Annotated in this window: 16 protein-coding genes; 14 read left to right on the top strand and 2 right to left on the bottom strand. The window is 58.5% G+C overall.

The features are described from left to right. The 7 genes from AC3B8H_RS08085 to AC3B8H_RS08055 form a co-directional block, all read left to right on the top strand. The coding region (locus tag AC3B8H_RS08085; protein ID WP_488441089.1) for a glycosyltransferase at positions 1-844 on the top strand (844 nt) is incomplete at its 5' end. After that, complete coding sequence (locus tag AC3B8H_RS08080) at positions 837-2,165, top strand: cellulase family glycosylhydrolase (RefSeq protein ID WP_488441088.1); 1,329 nt, start codon at positions 837-839, stop codon at positions 2,163-2,165. The genes AC3B8H_RS08085 and AC3B8H_RS08080, both read left to right, overlap by 8 nt. 44 nt (positions 2,166-2,209) lie before the next feature. Continuing rightward, the gene (locus AC3B8H_RS08075; RefSeq protein WP_488441087.1) at positions 2,210-3,421 is read left to right on the top strand and encodes a glycosyltransferase family 4 protein; all 1,212 of its coding nucleotides are present in this window, start codon (positions 2,210-2,212) and stop codon (positions 3,419-3,421) included. After that, the gene (locus tag AC3B8H_RS08070) at positions 3,405-4,511 is read left to right on the top strand and encodes a glycosyltransferase family 4 protein (RefSeq protein ID WP_488441086.1); all 1,107 of its coding nucleotides are present in this window, start codon (positions 3,405-3,407) and stop codon (positions 4,509-4,511) included. Before AC3B8H_RS08075 ends, AC3B8H_RS08070 begins: the two co-directional genes overlap by 17 nt. Continuing rightward, positions 4,511-5,914, top strand: a complete 1,404-nt coding sequence (locus AC3B8H_RS08065; RefSeq protein ID WP_488441085.1) for an O-antigen ligase family protein — start codon at positions 4,511-4,513, stop codon at positions 5,912-5,914. The genes AC3B8H_RS08070 and AC3B8H_RS08065 overlap by 1 nt, the downstream gene beginning before the upstream one ends. Further along, positions 5,911-6,732, top strand: coding sequence for an acyltransferase (locus tag AC3B8H_RS08060; RefSeq protein ID WP_488441084.1), 822 nt, complete (start codon positions 5,911-5,913; stop codon positions 6,730-6,732). Before AC3B8H_RS08065 ends, AC3B8H_RS08060 begins: the two co-directional genes overlap by 4 nt. Next, positions 6,733-8,070: a lipid II flippase MurJ gene (locus AC3B8H_RS08055; protein ID WP_488441083.1), complete on the top strand. Its 1,338-nt coding sequence runs from the start codon at positions 6,733-6,735 to the stop codon at positions 8,068-8,070. 40 nt (positions 8,071-8,110) lie between these two features. Here AC3B8H_RS08055 and AC3B8H_RS08050 read toward each other — a convergent pair whose 3' ends face one another. Both AC3B8H_RS08050 and AC3B8H_RS08045 read right to left on the bottom strand, forming a co-directional pair. Beyond that, positions 8,111-9,988 (bottom strand): proton-conducting transporter transmembrane domain-containing protein, encoded by a 1,878-nt coding sequence (locus AC3B8H_RS08050; protein WP_488441082.1) that lies wholly within the window; start codon positions 9,986-9,988, stop codon positions 8,111-8,113. Next, positions 9,985-12,591: a YbcC family protein gene (locus AC3B8H_RS08045; RefSeq protein WP_488441081.1), complete on the bottom strand. Its 2,607-nt coding sequence runs from the start codon at positions 12,589-12,591 to the stop codon at positions 9,985-9,987. Before AC3B8H_RS08045 ends, AC3B8H_RS08050 begins: the two co-directional genes overlap by 4 nt. A 412-nt stretch (positions 12,592-13,003) precedes the next feature. Between AC3B8H_RS08045 and AC3B8H_RS08040 the strand changes: the two genes are divergently transcribed. The 7 genes from AC3B8H_RS08040 to AC3B8H_RS08010 form a co-directional block, all read left to right on the top strand. Further along, a complete protein-coding gene (locus tag AC3B8H_RS08040; protein WP_488441080.1) occupies positions 13,004-13,165 on the top strand; it encodes a hypothetical protein in 162 nt (53 codons plus the stop codon). Positions 13,166-13,296: 131 nt separating this feature from the next. Continuing rightward, positions 13,297-14,943 (top strand): SulP family inorganic anion transporter, encoded by a 1,647-nt coding sequence (locus AC3B8H_RS08035; RefSeq protein WP_488441079.1) that lies wholly within the window; start codon positions 13,297-13,299, stop codon positions 14,941-14,943. A 121-nt stretch (positions 14,944-15,064) separates the two neighbouring features. After that, entirely contained in the window at positions 15,065-15,763 is a 699-nt protein-coding gene (locus AC3B8H_RS08030; protein ID WP_488441078.1) for a DUF2490 domain-containing protein, read from the top strand. Positions 15,764-15,951: 188 nt separating this feature from the next. After that, a complete protein-coding gene (locus AC3B8H_RS08025) occupies positions 15,952-16,674 on the top strand; it encodes a hypothetical protein (protein ID WP_488441077.1) in 723 nt (240 codons plus the stop codon). Between the two features lie 3 nt (positions 16,675-16,677). Next, positions 16,678-17,976 (top strand): cobyrinic acid a,c-diamide synthase CobB, encoded by a 1,299-nt coding sequence (locus tag AC3B8H_RS08020; protein WP_488441076.1) that lies wholly within the window; start codon positions 16,678-16,680, stop codon positions 17,974-17,976. A gap of 83 nt (positions 17,977-18,059) precedes the next feature. After that, a complete protein-coding gene (gene recA, locus AC3B8H_RS08015; protein ID WP_488441075.1) occupies positions 18,060-19,109 on the top strand; it encodes a recombinase RecA in 1,050 nt (349 codons plus the stop codon). 286 nt (positions 19,110-19,395) lie between these two features. Next, the coding region (locus AC3B8H_RS08010; RefSeq protein WP_488441074.1) for a GIY-YIG nuclease family protein at positions 19,396-19,925 on the top strand (530 nt) is incomplete at its 3' end.

Here is a 19,925-nt window from a genome sequence, read left to right as displayed (position 1 = left end):
GCGTTCCCTTTATCAAGCGCTGGTATTACTGACCGATCCGTTGACATTAGCGAGGGAGCGGCGCTTGGCGCGATGTTTGTCGGGGATTGTGACCTTGACCAAAACCGGGGCGCGTTGTTTGGAACAGCGGATGAATCTTCCCAGTGGCGCGGTAACGACCATAGCGCACGGCAACTTTGCGATCACCGAGCAGGTGCTGCCGATAGTCCCACCGGATGGACCTTTAAAGCTGCTGTATTTCGGCTTTATTTATAAAGGCAAGGGAATCGAGGACTTGATCGATGCGATTGCCTTGCTGTTTCGGGAACGACCGGAAGCCAAGCAGAAATTGAGTCTGACCTTGGCCGGCGGAACCGCGCCCGACATCGCGTTCGGCGACGATAATTCCTACATTGCTGGGCTGCAACGTCAATTGACGGAAGCAGGGTTGGCGGAAAGCCATGTTCATTGGCAGTTGGATGTGCCGGCTGCCAAGATTGCCAATATCATCCAGGCGCATCATGTCTTGGTGCTGCCCTATAAGGAATCGAAAAAACTCGCTTTTTTGGGGCGCATGTTGGGCACCAGCGGCGCGTTGTCCTGGGCCAACGCTTGCGGTCGGGGCGTGATCAGCTCCGATGCCCGCGCGTTCGTCGAAGAAGTGTCCCATGGCAACGGTGCCGTGTTTCCGCAAGGCGACAGCGCGGCGTTGGCTGCCGAATTGGTCAAATTATTGGATCGGCCGGAATCGGTCGCCGAGTGGAGCCGGTCCGCGACGGCGATGGGCCAAGATCGGGCTTGGCCGCGGATTGCATCTACTTTCGGCGCGTTGTTTCAATCTGTTTCGGGGGCAAGTCATGAATAGCAAATTCCGTAGTTTGGTTGGCTTGACGATGCTGGTAGCGGGGATGGTCGTCAATTCGCCGCGCGCGGCGGACCTGTATTTGATTCCGCCCAAACCCTTGGCTTGGAAAGATTTTCTGGGTGTTAACGCCCATCTACTATGGTTCAATGAGGCACAATACAGTCAACAGTTGACCCAACTAAAAGCATTAGGGCTGGAATGGGTCCGGATCGATGTACATTGGGACCGCCTTGAACCGGAGGAGAAGAAGTTCGTCTGGGAACCCTTGGACGGCGTTGCCGATGCGTTGCAACAACAGCAGGTGAAATCGGTTGTTTATCTGGTGGGTTCGGCGCCGTTCGCCAGCAGCTCTATTTTGCCCTTCGGGCAGTCAGACCAGTATCCGCCAAAGGACGTCAATGTCTTTGCGGACCGGATGGTGGCCTTGGCCAAACGTTACCCGGTCGTGAATGCCTGGCAAGTCTGGAATGAGCCGAATTTGCCGGCGTTTTGGCAACCCTTGGCCAGCCCCGAAGACTACGGCAAATTATTCAACGCGTCTTATCAGGCGTTGCGCGGCAACGCGGCGGACAAGACGGTAGTGATGGCGGGCATGGCGTACTACAGTCAAATGCCGTTGCGCAGTGGCTTGATGTTGGAAGAACTGGCTCAGAAAATCGGTTCGCCTTGGCGCGGATCGATCATCGCCTATCATCCCTATAGTTTGTCTCCGGAAGGGGATGACCCGAGCGTCGCGGATTTTGTCGTCCGCACCAAAACTTTGAATGCCCGTTTGCGCGCGACCAGCCCACTCGGGATCTGGGCCACGGAATGGGGATGGTCGAGCTACGATGGTCCGAAAGAAGAACAAGACTTGATCGGCGTGGATGGTCAAGCAGACTATCTATTGCGGCGTTTGGCGCTGATCAGCGCGGTCGATTTCGACCGGGTGTTTTTGTTTGCATTATCGGACCTGGACGAGCGCGCCAGTTACCGGGATCGTTACTATGGCCTATTGGATCGAAACGGTAATCCGAAACCGGCCTATACCGCATTAGCCAAATTTCTGGCTATCACCGGACCGAGCCTAAATCCGGGGAGCATGCCGAAAGTCAGCAGTTTACCCAAGGATCTGGCAACGTTCAGCGTCAGCTGGATGAAGCCGGACGGTACGCAGTTGTTGATGTTCTGGGCGAGAAATGCCGGCACGATGGAGTTGGCGAATATCAAGTCGGCGACCTTGCATCAACCGCTGAAGCAGACCTCGAAAGCGTTAACCGTCAGCGATGGCAAGGTATCTGTGCCTGTTGCCCAGCAATTGCAAATTCTGGAGTGGCGCTAACCGCTACGACCTCTTCGTCCCCAATCGCCTCAGCAACCTAATCGATGTCAGCATTGAAGATATTGTGGACCTTACCCTATCTGCCGTGGCCGACCACCAGCGGCGGCAAGGTGCGCCAGTACCATTTGTTGCGTAGCCTGAGCGAGCGCGGTCATAGAATTACCTTGTTGGTGCAAAGCAAGGAGACCTTGTCGGATTCGACCCGGCAACAGCTGGAGTCGGTCGTCGAACGATTGATCGTGCTGCCCCGGCGGCCCTTGAAGCATCCCTACTCGCTAGCGGCGGCCGCATTCGCTCGCTATCCGTTGCTGACCAGCGTTAACGGACTGGCACCGGCATTGGAAAACCAGTTTGCGCAATTGCTGGAAGAGCCTTGGGATATTGTCCAGATCGAACACAGTTATGCGCTGCAACCGTATTTGCGCGCTTTGCGGGACAGGCGGCAAGCGTTTGTATTGACCGAGCACAACGTCGAGTCCTCGCTCGGCGCGGCGACCTACCAGCATTTGCCGAAATGGGTGTGGCCTTTCGTGGTTTACGATCAATGGCGCTATCGACACTGGGAGAAGACGGCGCTAGCGGCGCCGGCCCGTTTGGTCGCGGTCACTGAAAATGATGCCGCCGAATTGGGACGGATTGCGGGCCGCGCCGTGGATGTGGTGATAAACGGCGTTGATACTCGCGGATTCGCTGCCGTCGGTCCGGACTTAACGAGCCATCGTATTTTATTTGTCGGCAATTTCGAATACCCGCCCAACCGCGACGCGGTGGAATGGTGTCTGAACGACATCATGCCCAAGGTGTGGGAGCGAATGCCGGAGGCGAAGCTTGCGATCTGCGGCTACGCAATGCCGGAAAAATGGGCCGGGCAATGGCCCGACCCCCGCGTGGAATGGCGCGGTTTCGTCGCCGATTTGACCGTGGAGCAACGGCGTTCGGCGGTGTTTCTCGCCGCGCTGCGCGAAGGCGGCGGTTCCAAACTCAAGGTGCTGGAGGCCCTGGCGGCAGGTTTACCGTTGGTCAGCACCAGCCAGGGTGTGTCCGGATTAAGTTTGCAAGCCGATATCGAGTATGCCCGTGGCGACGATGCCGACGGTCTCGCATTCGCCTTGGCCAACAGTTTACGCGACCCGGCGCGAGCTGGCGCCATGGGGGAGGCCGGGCGGCGTTATGCGGCCGATCATCACGATTGGCGGGTAGCCGCCGATCAATTGGAATCCGTTTACCGGAAAATGACCGATGCGCGTGGGAATTGATTATCGCCCGGTGGTGGCGGCGCCGTTTTCCGGTATCGCCAGGCAGGTGTTGGCGCTGGAACAAGCCTTGATCGACGGCGGAGCGGAAGTCTTCCGTTTTAGCGCGGCTCCCGCCGATCATCCGTTGCGGCAAAACCTGCTATGCCCGGATTCGCCCAGTCCGGCAGAAGGATTGCACCGCCCGCGCGAACGCCTCAAATTCGAGTGGGCATTCTTGCCGAAAGCCGTCGAAGCTCAACATTTGGATTTGTATATCGCGACCGCGAATACCGGTTTGCCGGTCAAGCGCGTGGTCGGTACCCGTTACGCACTGCTGTTGCACGACGTGTTTCAATTGACGATGCAAAACCATCATGCCAGCCGCGTTAGAGCCCTGGTTTATCGGTGGATAGACCGGGTCGGGATTGCACATTCGGTGCGACTGGCCGATGCGATCTGGTCGCCGTCCGCGTTTACCGCCGGCGAAGCAGCCCGATGGTTTCCCAAACAGGCGCGGCGTATTTCAGTACTGCCCAATGCCGTGCCGGCGTCGGCCGCCGTCGTCGAAGCTACGCCGGATGGCGTGCCCGATCGGTATTGGTTGGTGGTGGGGACTCGCGAGCCGCGCAAAAACATTCCGTGGTTCATTGAAAACTGGCGGCTGGTCAGAGCTGGTGGTGACCAAATTCCGGACTTGGTATTGGTCGGTCATCCCCAGGACCTACCGGCGGACCAGCGCGATTTGCCCGGTCTGACAATGATGAGCGGTCTGAGCGATGCCGAACTGGCGGCGCTTTACGCCCATGCCGATCGCCTTTGGCAGCCCTCGCTGGCCGAGGGTTTCGGCTTGCCGGTGGTCGAGGCGTTGGGCCATGGTACGCCGGTGGCGGTGGCCACCGGTTCCGCGCTGGACGAGGTGGCGCCGCCGTCCGCGCCGCGATTTTCACCGTTGGACGGCGAGGCGCTGCAAATGTTGATGCGGCGCTTGGCCGGCGCCGCTCCGGATCGCGACCCCGATAGCGCTCGGCAATGGGCGGCCCGCTACGCCATGCCCGAATATACCCGGCGGGTTTGGTCCTTGGTCGAAGATTTGATACACGCCGACCGCTGATGGCCATACAGGGCAAACTGCTGGCCGTCACATTGGGCTTGCTGTTCGGCGGCTTGCTGACGCTTTTGGAACCGGCCAAAACCTTGCTGGCGCTGGTGGCGCTGGCGATGACCATCACCGTCGTGCGCTGTCCGCTGTTGGGGTTATTGCTGTTCGCATTCTTCGCCACCTTGATTCCTTATACGACGGTACAGTTGGGAATACGGATCACGGTGTCCGAAGCGTTGCTGGCGCTGACCTGGCTCGGCGTTTTCTGGCAATTGACGATACGTCGCTACCGTTGGGTGGTCGGCAGCACCGAGCGGCAGCTGATTTGGCTGATGCTGTTTAGCGCGCTTCCGTTCGCGGTCGGCCAATTGACCATTCAGGCCGAGGGTAGCGGAGTCGTCAACTGGATACGCTGGCTGATGAACGTTTCCACGTTATTGTTGGTGCCGATTTTGATTGACGACGACCGCAAGCGCGACAAACTACTCGTTGCGTTGCTACTCGGAACGTTGGCGATGCTGACGCTGTCGATTTTTTATTTTCTGAAGGACCGCAACGCCAATACCTTCATCCCGGTTTTGGAAAAGCTCAAATATGCGCACCCCGAAGCCGTCAAGGATATTTTCTCGGCCAATTTCAGCCGGATGGCCTCGCCGTGGGTGCATCCCAATCTCACCGGCGGCGTGCTGGTATTATTTTTGCCGTTGGCCTACTTCTACGCCCGCTTTCAAAGCGGTTGGCGGAGTCTGCTGGGGTGGGCGGTGGCGCTGATGGGTGCGGCCGGCTTGTTGTTCAGCATGTCTCGAGGAGCCATCGTCAGTCTGGCGCTGGTCTTGCTGTGGCTGACCTGGCTGCGGGTGCCGGGCGCGGGACGGATTATCGGCACCGCGACGGTATTGGTTGTGGCCTTGGTGTTGTTTTATCCGCCGCTGCAAGAGCGTTTGTCCACGACTTTTTCGTCCACCAATGCCAGTACTGAAATTCGGATGGACGAATATCGGCGCTTTCCGGACGCAATGGCCCGCTATCCGCTGGGTATCGGTTTCAAAACCGATCCGCCGCCGCCGAATACCGGTTTGCTCGGCATTTCCAATCTTTGGCTGAATTTTATTTATAAAACCGGAATTCCCGGCATGTTGCTGTTTATCGCGGTGACGGTGGCTTGGTGGCGCGAGACCAAGCCGCGCGGTTGGCTGAATCTGTTGAACCGCGAACGGGCGGTTTGGATCGGCAGCAGCGCGGGTTTGCTGTCGGCCTTGCTGACCGGCCTGTTCGATCACTATTACAGTTTTACGATGGTTTTAGTCGCTCTGTTCTGGATGATCATGGCCCTTGGCCTGCATTCGGCGCGGCGCTTGGCGATCGAGGGCGATCCTTTGTTAATTACCGGACAAAACAGGAGAGACACGCGATGAAACACCGCATTTACCATTCCAACGCCGTTCGCGATCGTTTGCCCGACTACGCCGCAAAACTGGCGGTAGACGCCGGCGAGCTACTCGCGGCCTACGAGTGGATGTTGGCTAACGATGTTGCTTTCGAAGAAGGCGATGCGGACCATCCGCGGGTGTCGATTTGCTCGGTCAACATTGAAAAACGGATCGAGCAACCGCTGGCGCGGCGGTTTTACGCCTTGTTGCGCGACGAAATCCCGACCACGTTCGTGCCGGCTTACGGGATCAATTGGCCGACCTTAAAAGATCGTTGGTTGCGGGCTTGGGAGCAGTGGTACAACATTTTGATCAATAAAATTCCCAGTCACCATCTGCGGATTGCTTGGTTGAGGCTGGGGGGCGCCAAGATTGGCAAGGGGTCGTCGATTTGGCGGAATACCGAAATCATCGGCGTCGAAAACTTAGTGATCGGCGAAGACACCTGCATTGCCTGGCATTGCCAGATCGACGCCCGCGCCGGCTTGATCATCGGCGACCACGTTGCCGTGGCTTCGCACGCCAAGATCATCGCCGGCACCCACGATTTGGAAGCGCCGGAATTTTGGTCGGTATCGGCGCCGATTTATATCGAGGACTATGTCTGGATCGCCACGGGCGCTTTGGTCGGGCACGGCGCCAAGATCGGCAAGGGCGCGGTGGTGACCGCCAACACCGTGGTCAGCAAGGAAATCGCTCCCTACAAGATCGTCGGCGGCATGGGTGCCAAGCCGATGGGCGAACGCCCCCATGAGTTGACTTACAAAGTCGGCGGCAAGGGGCTGTTCTGCCTGTTCTACTAAATGCTGGGTTCGACGCTGCTATTGACGCTGGCCACGCTGGCCGGCTTGGTGGCCGGCTTCGGCCGGGAATGGCTGTTGATCGCCGATTGGGGCGCCGGTGCCAAGACCGACGCCTTTCTGGTGGCGATGTTTCTGCCCGAGGCCATTCGGGTCATGCTGGCGGGCGGAATACTGTCGGCGGCGATGTTGCCGCTGTGGCAGCGCGCGGAGCTCCAGGCTCAGCCACACTGGTTGAGTGGTCAAATCACCCATTGGCTGGCTGCCGGCCTTGGCTTGGCGCTGGCGATTGCAGCGGCGGCGCCGCTATTGATCGGCTGGGTCGGGCCCGGTTTGGCGGACGCGGACCGCGAACGCGGTGCCGAGGCTTTAATCTGGCTGGCGTTCACGATTCCCGGTTTTCTGGCGCACGCGGTGTTGACCGTGCCGTTGCAAGCCGCCGGCCGTTTTCTGCTGTCCGGCTTGGGGTCTTTGCTGTTCAATCTGCCGCCGGTGGTTTATCTGGGATGGGCCGGCAAACAGGCCGATGAAATTTGGCTGGCGCAGAGTTTTCTGGCCGGCAGCGCACTGATGGCTTTGGTACTGTTCCCCGCCGCCTGGGGATTCGGCTGGCGGCCCTGGCTGGCTGGCGCGAAGGGCGAATTTGCACTGGTGTGGCGCCAGCTTTGGCCCTTGTTGCTCAGTAGCGGCGCCAGCCAAGGCTTGGCCTTGTTAGAACGGCTGACCGCGTCCTTGTTGGGTGAAGGTTCGGTGACGCTGGTCAATCTGGCGCGCAAATTGGTGAATATTCCGCTGATTGCGTTAATGGGTTTGAATCAAGTACTGCTCGGCAAAATGAGCGGCGAAGGTGACCAGAGCCGCTTGCGCCTGATGCACCGGGGCTTGTCGATTTGCACGCGGCTGACCTTGCTGCCGGTGGCCGGAATGATATTGATCTCGCCGCTATTGGTGGCCAAATTATTGCCGGCCGGCTTGAGCCAAGGGCCGTTGCCATTGCTGCTGGCCTTGTTTGCACTGTCTATCGTGTTCGGCAGCTGGAACGCGTTGCTGGCCCGCTATTTTTACGCCGGCGCCGATACCCGTACGCCATTGTTCTGCGAATTGTCCGGCAGCGGTTTGCAAGCGCTACTGTTGCTGATTTTGCCCGGTTACCTCGGCATTTGGGGACTGCCCGCCGCGGTCATGGGCGGCGTGTTCAGTACCGGCGTGTTGCTGGCCGGCAAGGTTTCCAACGGACTGTGGCGGCGGCTTGCCAAGCTTAGTCTGCTGGCCTTGCTGGTGTGCGGCGCCTGTCTGTTCATGCTGTTCCAGCTCTATCCGGCGCTCGCCGCCACGCTGTAATCTGACCGAGCGTTTCCCATGGGCCGGCTATCCAGCCGGGTCAAGTTTCCAACGGCCGAACCTCGGCCGGCCGGCCCATGCACAATCTGACGAAAACCCGAGCGGCGGCGATGCCGTTGACGACGAAAGCGATCGTGATCGGCAGCGCGAACCAGGGATGCTGATTCGTCGCGTGCGCCAGCAGCAGGTCTTCGCCCAAGAAGGCCGGCGTGATTGGAAAGCCGACCAATCCCAAAAAGCTCAAAAACAGCAGCAGGGACCAGCCTGGCTCGGTTTCGGCCAGCGCCCGATACCGGAACGGCATCACCGCGAACTCGGTCTCGCGCGACAGGCGCTTCAGCACGAATATCCCCAGCAGCCAGGACGGCACGATGCCGCTGGCAAACAACGCGACATCGGGAGCGGCCTCCGGCGTCATCATCCAAACCGCCGCGCCGGCCAGCAGGCAGCTCAGCGCGATCGCGTGCCACACCCGGAGCGGATGGCGGTTTTGGCTGAACGCACTCAGCGTAGCGATCACCATCGCTAACGACACCGGCATCGACAAATAAACTGGATCGACCGACTGTTGAAGTTTCGCCAGCGGTATCAAAGCCAAAACCGAAAAGAGCACCCAGTATTTAATCGCCGGCCGCACCGCGTTGGCTCGGCTGCCGATGGCCTTCAGCGGGTCCCACAAAGTCATTCGCACCAGCCGTTCCAGATTGCCTTCCTGCAACGCGAACACGTACAAGGTATTCTGCAATACGCCGGGCAAGGTGTCGCGAATTGAGTAGGGCAAGCGGTCGCGCATCGCGCTGGGCTTGATGACGAAGTCGGTATCCACCGATCCTTCCACCCGCAGCAAGTGGGCGACGATGGACGGCGATACCAGCAATTGATAACAACGCAAGAAGGCGTTGCCGAGAAAATGCACCAAGACCAGCGCTTGCAAACCTAGCGCCAGCTCGACGAACATGAAGCCGACCTGAGTGATCGACGCATAGGCGATCTGGCCCTTGATGTTGGATTGGGTTTTCTCCGACAAGCTGGCGACGACAACGGTGAGCAAGCCGATCGCCAACACGACCAGACGACTCAGCAAGTGATAGCTCCAGATCGGCATCGTCCGCAGTAACAAGAACACGCCCAAATGGATGGACAAGGCGCCGTAAAAAATCGCGCTGGACGGGGTCGGCCCTTCCATTGCCCGCGGTAACCAAAAGCAAAACGGAAACTGCGCCGATTTGCCGGAAGCGGCGATCACGATCAACCACGACAAAAACAACAGCGAGGCGTAACCGGCCGGCGGCATCGCGGCGTGGTCGAACAAGTTGGCCAGCTCACTGAAGTGTTGGCTCTCGTGAAACAATAAATGGCTCATCCAGGCGCCCAATAGCAGGCCGACGTCGCAAAACCGGTAGATCGTGTAGGCGCGCAGTGCGTTACGGACCGGTTGCGGCCGGTGCCGGTAAAACGCAATCAGCAAAAACGAACAAACGCCGACCATCTCCCAGCCGGCAAACAGCATGTCGATCGATCCCGACAATATCACCAGATTCAAGCCAAAGCTAAAGCCGAAAATGGTCAGGAAAAACCGCTTATAGCCGGGTTCCCGGTGTAGATAGACTCGGCAATAGCGCACGATGATCGCGAAAATCGCCCAGGCGCAAAACAGGTAGGTGGCGCCGACCGCATCCAGATAAAACAGGATCGGAAAGCGATAGTCGCCCCTGGCGTACAAATCGAACCAGACGAATTCATGGTCCGGAAAGCCGTAAGCGGCCCATGTCGCCAGCAGGGTCAGGACGCTGGTGCCCATCAAGCGAGCGGTCCACAGGCTGATTCTGGCGATGCGGTGTTCATCGGGCGACGACGCCAGAATCAGAAAAAAGCCGAGCATCGGTAAAAACAGACTGGCTAGTATCAAGCCGTTCATGCGGGTCTCCCGAGTAAATGATGGACCGGTATCGTTTCGGTTTTGCCGACGATAATCCGTTCGGAATGCGGCGCGGCCGGCGGTCGCAACGACGCCGGGATTTCCACGGCTTCCCAGCCCCTCGCCGAGTAATAAAACAGCTGGCGATTGGCCGGATCGCGGCAGGCGAAGCGTATCCAGTCGTTGTCCAGCCATTCCTTCAGATCGCCGATTCGGGCCAGGGCTTGATCGACGACGTCCCGGCGCTGCTCGATTACCATCAGCAGCCGGGCCGGTTCATGCACCTCGATCATTTGTTGCGGCAGGCCGGTACGCAAGTCGCCCTCGACGCCGTTGGCAACGCCCAGCAAGCCGATCACGTTGTGCGGCAGCTTGGTGCCGGCGCCGTAGACCGAATTGTCGATACGGGAAAACAGGTACTCCAGGTTGATACCGCCGCAGACCGGAATGATCGCGGTCAGGATCTTGGCCAGGATTTCGCCGTGCGGATCGCTATCCGGTTCATAGGAATGCAAGAACGAGCGGCGATCCAAAAACAACCGGCGGCTCAACGCCCTGGGGCCGACCAGACAGTACAGGTTGTTGGAGTGGTTGTACTCCGGACGCGGTTCGAAAATCGACGAGGCGCGCGCCAGGACGTGGCGGTGGGCTTCCTGGTTGGAATGCGAGCGCGGGCCGAGTTCGAACCAGCGGCAGCGTTCGCGGGCATTGCGCAGTAAAGCGAGCTGCATTGCATGCTTGAACGCATGCAGGTTGTTGAGATCGCGGTGCCGGTAGGCGTTCGGATCGAAGTAGCTGATCTCATCCCGGCTGGTGTTGTGCAGCGCGGCGACAAAATAGGTTTCGTCCGGAATCGAAATGCCGCGTTCGCGCAAAATGTCGCGCACCGACGGATGGTTGGCCATCCAGGCAAAGGCACGGGCATTCGGCGCGCCCGGCTTACCGGAACAGGCGCCGCAATCGTAGGCCGCGAAGTGCGGGTTGTTGACGCTGCTGGAGCCGTGGGCCACGATGACCACCAGCGGCGCGAAATTTTGGGTTAGGCCAATGTTGCGCAACAAACCGCCAACCCGGTCGGCCATCTCCGGAAACGAGAAGCCCAGCAAATAACCCTCCGGGGTCGGCTCGTCGTTTTCCCGTAATAAGTGCAGATGCGAGTGAGCTTCCACCTCGCTGAGTTGCTGAACCTTGGGAACGCCCGCGCCGGGACGGAACACGTTCCAGGCCAAGCGGACCGCGTACCCTAAGCCTATGGTCTGGGTGAACAGCCAGCCGCGAAACATCGAATGCGCCGAAAAATGCATGCCGGCCAAACGTGGGTTTTTGGCTTTGGTTTTTTTGGGATGCGGGTGGGGGGATTCCTCCCGTATCAAATGCTTGGGCGTGATGACCGCCGGACATTGGGCGACCGGGTAAACGTCGTCCAAGCCCTGATATAAAAAGTCTATGCCGAAAAAACCGGCGGCGCCGAAGGTTTCGATGGCCGGATCGATTTCCTCCAGATGGCGGCGTAGAGAACATTCCCGGTCGTCGATGCAAAACAAGGCCTGAGCGGACGGTTTGACCTTGGCCGAACCCGGTTCTGCTGGCGCAACTAGGGGGGTAGCCAAGGCGGCTAACAACTCGCTGTGCATGCTCCATTCCATCGCTTCGTGCCAGACCCGCAGCCGCAGCGGAATCGCCAGATCGGCGACCTGGTGTTCAAAACGTGGCACGCTGTTCAGCCGGGGGAGTTTGGCGATGTTGGTAAACTGCTTGCCGCGTTTTTTGGTCAGAAACGCCAGTTCGCAGGCCAATTCGAAAGCGATCAATTGTTTCAGCGAAATCGTCCGCTTCGCCAGCAAGGCTTGCGGATTGAGTTCGATCAATCTGACCATGCCGGCCCAACCGGGATGAGACAGCAGCAATTCCAACAGGTATTGTTCGTACCAGGATTCGATGCCGACCATGCGTTCCAGGCAATGGGCGATGACCTGATCCGGTCCTTGATTCAACAACTCGCGCACTTCGGCGATATGAAACGGATAGAGCGGCAGCAAACTGTTTTGCGTCAAGCGCAGCAGGCAATCCCAGAAGCTTTCGCCGTCCTTGGCCAAGGTCCAGCGACTAATGCCTTGGTCGAGAAAGTTGCTCAGCAGGCGGAATACCACCGGATGCGCCAACGCGTTCAAATCGACTTCCAGGGTTGTCATCCAATGCGTGCGTATGCCGTGGTTAGCCAGCGAAATGGGGGGATAGTGGCTGTGTTTGTCGTCTTCGAACAAGCGTTCCCGCAGCGCCGCCCGCTCGGCCTCAGGGCAATCGCAGTGCGCCAAGGCCCAGTCGATGGCGTCGTCGCGAATGCGGCCTTGCCGGTAGCGGTTTTGATAGTCCGCCAGCGGCAAATAGCCCCGGGCGCCAAAAATGCGAGCGGCAATCGCCACGCCTTCATGGAAGGGCTTGTCCTGCACCGCGTGCAGCGTGTTGTGATGGATAAAATCTTTCAGCGGGCCTTGAGTGGGCAGCCAATGGGCAATGTGTTCGATCACCGCATCCAGATCAAAGCCGCCGGCGTTGCCGAGTAGCTGATCGGTTAGCGGTGTCGTGGGCTTGGAAACCGTCATGGGTACATCAACCTCGTATCAAAAGAACAGAGCCGGAAAACCCGAGTTCGGCGGGTTGCCCGATGCGCGTCCGGCTTACCTAGGGGCATGCCGGCCTTTATTCTCGCAAAGCATAAGCCGTGCCTGCTTATAAGTGATTGAATGTTAATGTGTAATCTGGAAGTATCGGGAGGCTTCGGTGCAAATCGCCGGGGTGGCCGGTTGTTTTCAACCGGACACCGGCCACGGTCGGGCGGTTTGATTGGGTGCGGCGCGCGCACCGTCTTGGTCAGAAATCAGGACAGTGTTTTTTTCAGAGAGGGGTAGGGCGCGCGGGCGGATTGGAAATCGGCGCGCTGGCGTTGATCGGGGGCGAGGGTGATGAAGGCTCTGCATCGCTCTGGCAAATTAAAGATGACTTTCAGCGTAACGGGTGAGCGAAAAATCCCGCCCGCCCTTAGACAAACTCAGCCCGAACGGGATTTTTCATCACCCAAATGCGCTTTTTAAGGTCAAGGGCATTCACTCGCGGTTGCCGATGCGAATGGTGCAAATCGCGCGCGTGGTGGATTTCAACCAAGGTGAGTGGTTTTAATAAACCAGCCTGGCGGAGCGCCCGGCGATCGGCCGCGAGCCAACGCCGTGCAAACCTTGTGTTCATTAGCGCTTGCAGGGCTTGGCACATTTTTGGCTTAACAGTGGTTTTCCATTTAGCTGAGATTCACCATGTCGCAAGCATCCACTGCAGCTTTACCGAAAACAGGTATACCGGGGTTGATCGAAAATTGGCGTAGCGATTTGCTGTCCGGTTTTCTGGTGTTTTTGATCGCGTTACCGCTGTGCTTGGGCATTGCGATGGCGTCCGGTTTTCCGCCGATGGCGGGTATTATCACCGCGATTATCGGTGGGGTGGTGGTCTCGCGGATCAACGGCTCCTATATGACGATCAACGGTCCGGCAGCCGGTTTGATCGTCGTTATCGTTGATGCGGTGCAATCGCTCGGGCAGGGCGATGCGATGGCCGGATACCGCTACACCTTGGCCGCCATCGTGGTTGCCAGCGTGTTGCAGGTACTGCTCGGCGTCTTTAAAGCCGGCAAACTGAGCGCGTTTTTTCCGTCCTCGGTGGTGCATGGCATGTTGGCGGCGATCGGCATCATCATCATGGCCAAGCAGATTCATACCTTGCTGGGCGTCAAGCCGGAAGCCAAGACTCTGTTGGGGACGATCGCCGAAATCCCGCATTCGATCGTCGAAATGAACCCGGAGGTTTCGTTGATCGGTTTGTGCGGTTTGGCGTTGTTGATCCTGTGGTCGGTTATCAAACAGCCGAGCTTGAAAATGATTCCGGCACCGCTGCTGGTGGTGATGCTGGGCTTGGCCTTGGGGCAGTTTTTCGATTTGGACCATATCCACCAATACCTGTTTTTGCCGGATGCGAAAATTTTACCGCACCACGAATTCAGCGTCGGTCCGGCCTTTTTGGTGGCGGTACCTGAAAATTTCATGTCCGGTTTTTACTTTCCGGACTTTTCGAAAATCGCCGAAAGCGAGTTTTGGGTCGCGGTCGTGACAATCTGGTTGGTCGGCAGTTTGGAGAGTTTGCTCAGCGCTTCGGCGGTGGACAAACTCGATCCGTATAAACGCAATTCCAAATTGAACCGCGATTTGGCGGCGGTCGGCGTCGGTAATTTTATTTCCGGCATGATCGGCGGTTTACCGATGATTGCCGAGATTGTCCGTAGCTCCGCCAATATCAACAACGGCGCCAAAACGGGCTGGGCCAATTTCTTCCACGGCTTATTCTTGCTGATTTTCGTCGCCTTGTTCCCGCGCTTGATCCATGAAATCCCGTTGAGCTCGTTGGCGGCCTTGTTGGTGTTTACCGGATTTCGCTTGGCTTCGCCGAAGGAGTTCGCCAAAACCTTGACCGTCGGTTTGGACAACTTCGCGGTGTTCGTGATTACGATCATCGGCGTGATTGCCACCGATTTACTGGTTGGCGTGGCGATCGGTATCGTTGTCGAACTATTGATTCACGTCAGTCGCGGTTTGAAGCCCGGCAATATCTTTTCGATGGCTTACCATGTCAATCAAACCAGCGACGATACCTATCACATCGCGGTCAGCGGCGCGGCGGTGTTCTCCAACTTCATCAGTCTGAAAAGTTTGCTGGCGGATTTCCCGGATCGACAAAACGTGTTCTTCGATCTAACCGACGCCGAATTGATCGACCATACCGTGATGGAGTTCATTCATCATTACGCCGAGGAATACAACCACGCCGGCGGCCGCTGCCAGATTGTCGGTTTGGACGACCACCACTCCTACTCGGACCACCACTTGGCCACGCGCCGAAAATTGAGTGTCTGAGCGGCCTTAACGCCCTGTAACCCTTTCCCCCTCTTGCCGCAAGGCGCCGCAGCGGCGCCCAGGCCGGAGGCATGCCCGAGAGTCGGGTAGCGAATCCAAACCTTGCCGTCGGAGAACCGAAATGACCCCGAATCGAATGTTATTAACAACGCTGGTTTTAGCCGTGGCCTGCACCGCGCAAGCCGGCGAATTAGCCGAGGATACCGGCGCCTGGCTGCAAATGGTTGGCGAAGGCGGTCTGAAGGCCGTCAACCCGGATCTGGAAAAGGCCAGAGTTTGGGTGGAAGGCCAGAGCCGTTTCGACGGCAACTGGGAACACTGGTATCAAGGCATGGTGCGCGGCGCGCTGGGCTACTCGCTAAGTGATCGAGCCACGATCTGGCTGGGTTACACCTGGTTGCCGACCCAAAACCAGAATAAGCCCTACATTTCCCAACAGGACTTTTGGCCGGCCTTTCGTTACGTGCTGCCGACCGACATTGGAACGTTTACCTTCAGAACGATGTGGGAAAGCAATTTCCTGCGCGGCAACCAAGTCCGCGAGCGTCCCCGGCAAATGATCAAATTTGTGCATCCGTTCGAGTTCGAGCCGCGCTTTAGCCTAGTGGCTTGGGACGAAGCGTTTTACCGGGTCAATACCACCGACTGGGGCGGCAAATCCGGTTTCGATCAAAATCGGGCGTTCGCCGGGTTCGGCTGGAATTTCAACAGCCATGTCCGTACCGAGATCGGCTATATGAATCAATATCTGGAAGATGCCAAACACGTGAATATGACGATGCATCATTTGGGGATGGCGTCGATATTCGTCAACTTTTAGCGCTCTGGCAGGTTGCCGGGTTGTCCGTTGCTGAACGGGGCGTTGAATTTGTCGCTCCCAACCCCATATCGGATCGGAATGTCGCACTGCTTCGATAAACCTCGTGGCCCCTGCTTGACCGGCACTTCGCGTGCCGGTCTTTTTTGGCCGAGCTAAACTATCCGTCCAAACAATCTCCGAGGGATCGCATGGGCAAGCAATACACCCGTTTCAAGGATATTTCGGTCAGCGAACGTATCCTCAACACCGTGTTTTTATTGACGATAGGCTTGGGCTATCTGATGGCCTTGGTCAATATGTACTATACCCACCAAGGCCGGGACGGCAAGCGCGGCTTGTCGATAGACGACATCGTCATCATGTACCACGGTTCCAACAGTCAAACCCGCTTGGGCGCCGCGATCAACGGCATCATGGAACCCAATCTGAAATACAAAAGCGATAAGGAAGTAATCCAGAAGTGGATACAGGACGGCGCCGAACAGATGGGTTACGACGAAAACATCGCGCCGATTTTGAACCGCGATTGCGTGCATTGCCACAATCCCGCCGCCAATCCTTCTCTACCGGATTTAACGACTTTCGCCGGCGTGGCTGAAGTCGCCCACACCGGCGGGGCGTCGATTCCGGTCTTGGTTAGAGTGTCGCACATTCATTTGTTCGGCATCGCCTTCATCCTGTTTTTCATCGGCAAGATCTTTTTATTGTGCGACATGAACATTTACGTCAAGCGCATCGCGGTGGTGATTCCGTTCGTGGCGATGTTGCTGGACGTGGGCTCCTGGTTCGTCACCAAACATGTCCGCGAATTCGCCTACGTGGTCGTGCTGAGCGGCGCGCTGATGGGCTTGTCGATGGGCGTGCAAATTCTGCTCAGCATTTATCAAATGTGGTTTTACCGTAGGGACTGAAGGATGAGCAACGCCAACCTCGGGCCCGCTCAGCATTGCCCGGCCATCCTGATCAGCGCGCCGGCTTCCGGCCAGGGCAAAACCACGGTCACCGCCGCGCTGGCTTATTACCACCGGCAACTCGGCCGCGAGGTGCGGGTGTTCAAGACCGGGCCGGACTTCATCGATCCGCAGATTTTGGCCCATGCCGCCGGCCGTCCGGCCTACCAGCTCGATCTGTGGATGATGGGCGAGGCGCACTGCCGCGAATTGCTGTATCGCGCCGCCGGCGAAGCCGATCTGATTTTGATCGAAGGCGTGATGGGCTTGTATGACGGCGACAGCAGCAGCGCCGATTTGGCGCAAGCGCTGAGCGTGCCGGTCGCGGCGGTGATCGACGCCCACGGCATGGCGCAAACCTTTGCCGCGGTGGCCTACGGTTTAGCTCATTACCGTCCGGGTTTGGCTTTCGCCGGCGTAATCGCCAATAAGGTTGGCAGCGCCGGCCACGCCAATTTGTTGGCCGAAGCCCTACCCGAAGACATGCCGTTGCTGGCGGCGATGCTCGGCGACGCCGCGATCGGCCTGCCGGAGCGCCACTTGGGCTTGCACCAAGCCGGCGAAATCACCGATCTGGATCAGCGCCTGGCCCGCGCCGCCGAGCTGCTCAGCGATTGCCGCTTGCCGGACCCGGTGGCGTTCGAACCGGCTTCCGTCCCCGCACCGCCGCGCCTGCTGGCCGGCCGGCGTATTGCGGTCGCCAGGGACGCGGCGTTCTCGTTTCTCTATCCGGCCAACCTGGACTGCCTGCAAGCCTTGGGGGCGACCTTGACCTTCTTCTCGCCGCTGGCCGACAGCGACTTGCCGGCAACAGACGCGATCTATCTGCCCGGCGGTTATCCCGAATTGTACTTGGCCGAACTGGCCGGCAACCTGGCAATGAAGCAGGCCCTACGCGACCACCACCAAACCGGCAAGCCGATTTACGCCGAATGCGGCGGTTTTTTGTATTTGCTGGACAGCTTGGCCGACCGCGACGGCCACGCCGCCGAAATGGTCGGCCTGTTGCCCGGACAGGCCAAGATGCAAGCTCAACTGGCCAATCTGGGCATGCACAGTCTGGAACTGGAGCACGGCGAAATTCGCGGCCACAGTTTTCATTTCTCGACCTTGCAAACCGATCTGGCGCCGCACGCCCATTCGTCCACCCGTCGCCATCACGGCCAAGCCGAGGCGTATTACCGGCTCGGCCGCTTGCAAGCCTCCTATCTGCATTTGTATTTTCCGTACAACCCGCGCCAGGCGGCCGCGCTGTTCGCCTGATCCGGCCGCGAGAAAAGCTGTTTCAAGGCCTTGGCCTATGGGATAATCGCTGGCTTTCAGTAGCCAAACCAAGGCAGGCAACAATGGACGAGAACAAGAAAAAGGCGCTGGGCGCGGCGCTGATGCAAATCGAAAAACAATTCGGCAAGGGCTCGGTGATGCGGATGGGCGATGTCGCCGCGACCCGCGACATCGAAGTCGTTTCGACCGGCTCGCTGTCGGTGGACATCGCGCTGGGCTGCGGCGGCTTGCCGCGCGGCCGGATCATCGAAATCTACGGCCCGGAATCTTCCGGTAAAACCACATTGACGCTGCAAACCATCGCCCAAGTGCAAAAACTGGGCGGCACCGCCGCCTTCGTCGATGCCGAGCACGCGCTGGACCCGATCTACGCCCAAAAAATCGGCGTCAACATCGACGACTTGCTGGTATCGCAGCCCGACACGGGCGAGCAGGCGCTGGAAATCACCGACATGCTGGTCCGCTCCGGCGCGGTCGACATCGTCGTCATCGACTCGGTGGCGGCGTTAACCCCGAAAGCCGAAATCGAAGGCGACATGGGCGACTCGCACATGGGCCTGCAAGCGCGTTTGATGTCGCAAGCCCTGCGCAAACTCACCGCCAACATCAAACGCTCCAACACGCTGGTGATCTTCATCAACCAGTTGCGGATGAAAATCGGCGTGATGTTCGGCAACCCGGAAACCACCACCGGCGGCAACGCGCTGAAGTTTTACGCCTCGGTGCGGATGGACATCCGCCGGATCGGCGCGATCAAGAAAGGTGACGAAGTCATCGGCAACGAAACCCGGGTCAAGATCGTCAAAAACAAAGTCGCGCCGCCGTTCAAGCAAGCCGACTTCGAAATTCTGTACGGCGAAGGCGTGTCCTTTTTCGGCGAACTGGTGGATTTGGGCGTCGAATTCGGCTTCATCCAAAAATCCGGCTCCTGGTACAGCTATCAAAACGACAAGATCGGCCAAGGCAAGGACAACGCCAAGCAATTCCTGCGCGACAATCCCAAAATCGCCGAGGAACTGGAAAAAGCCATCCGCGACAAAGCCTTCGCCAGCCGCGTGACCACCGCTCCGGCGCAGGAAGACGAAGACGCCGAGTTCAACGACGCCGACTAACTCCGTCGGCCACTCCGCCGGCTGAGCGGAGTCGAAGCCGAGCGGAGTCGAAGCCGAGCGGAGTCGAAGCCGAGCGGAGTCGAAGCCGAGCGGAGTCGAAGTCGAGGTAGTCGAAGCCGAGCGGAGCCCGACGGGTTGTTCGCGATGTTCGCTTCGGCTCCGCTCAGCGAACGCTGCTCCGCTCGCGAACGTGGCTTCGGCCAGCGTCAGCGAACGGCGCTTCCGGCTTAACGCAGTTAGCCGCTCAACTCGGCGAACCTAGCCGAATCTTTTGCGGAGCGACGCAATGCCTTACTTGTATATTCTGCAATGCTCGGACGGCAGCTATTACACCGGCAGTACCTGGGATTTGGAGCGGCGCTTGTGGGAACACCAAAATGGCTTGGGCGCCAAGCACACCGCTAAGCGACTGCCGGTCCAGTTGCTTTATTGCGAGGAGTGCGAGCGCATTGAAGGCGCCTATATCCGGGAAAAACAGATTCAAGGCTGGAGCCGTCGGAAGAAGCAGGCGCTGATAGCGGGCGATGGCAATCTATTGCATAGGCTGGCGGAGTGTCGGAATGCGAGCCATAGCCAAAACGCCGGCTTCGACTCCGCTCAGCCAACGATTCCCAGGCAACTTGAAATACCCGGTGCCGCTCAGCCAATGACTCCTGAGCGATTTGAAATATCCGGCGCCGCTCAGCCAACGATTCCCAGGCAACCTGAAATACCCGGTGCTGCTCAGCCAACGATTCCCAGGCAACTTGAAATACCCGGTGCCGCTCAGCCAATGACTCCTGAGCGACTTGAAATATCCGGCGCCGCTCAGCCAAC

It is taken from the genome of Methylomonas sp. BG-2, from assembly GCF_057766305.1.
Note: the sequence above shows the minus strand (reverse complement) of the source record. Positions and strands in the feature narration are given on the sequence as shown.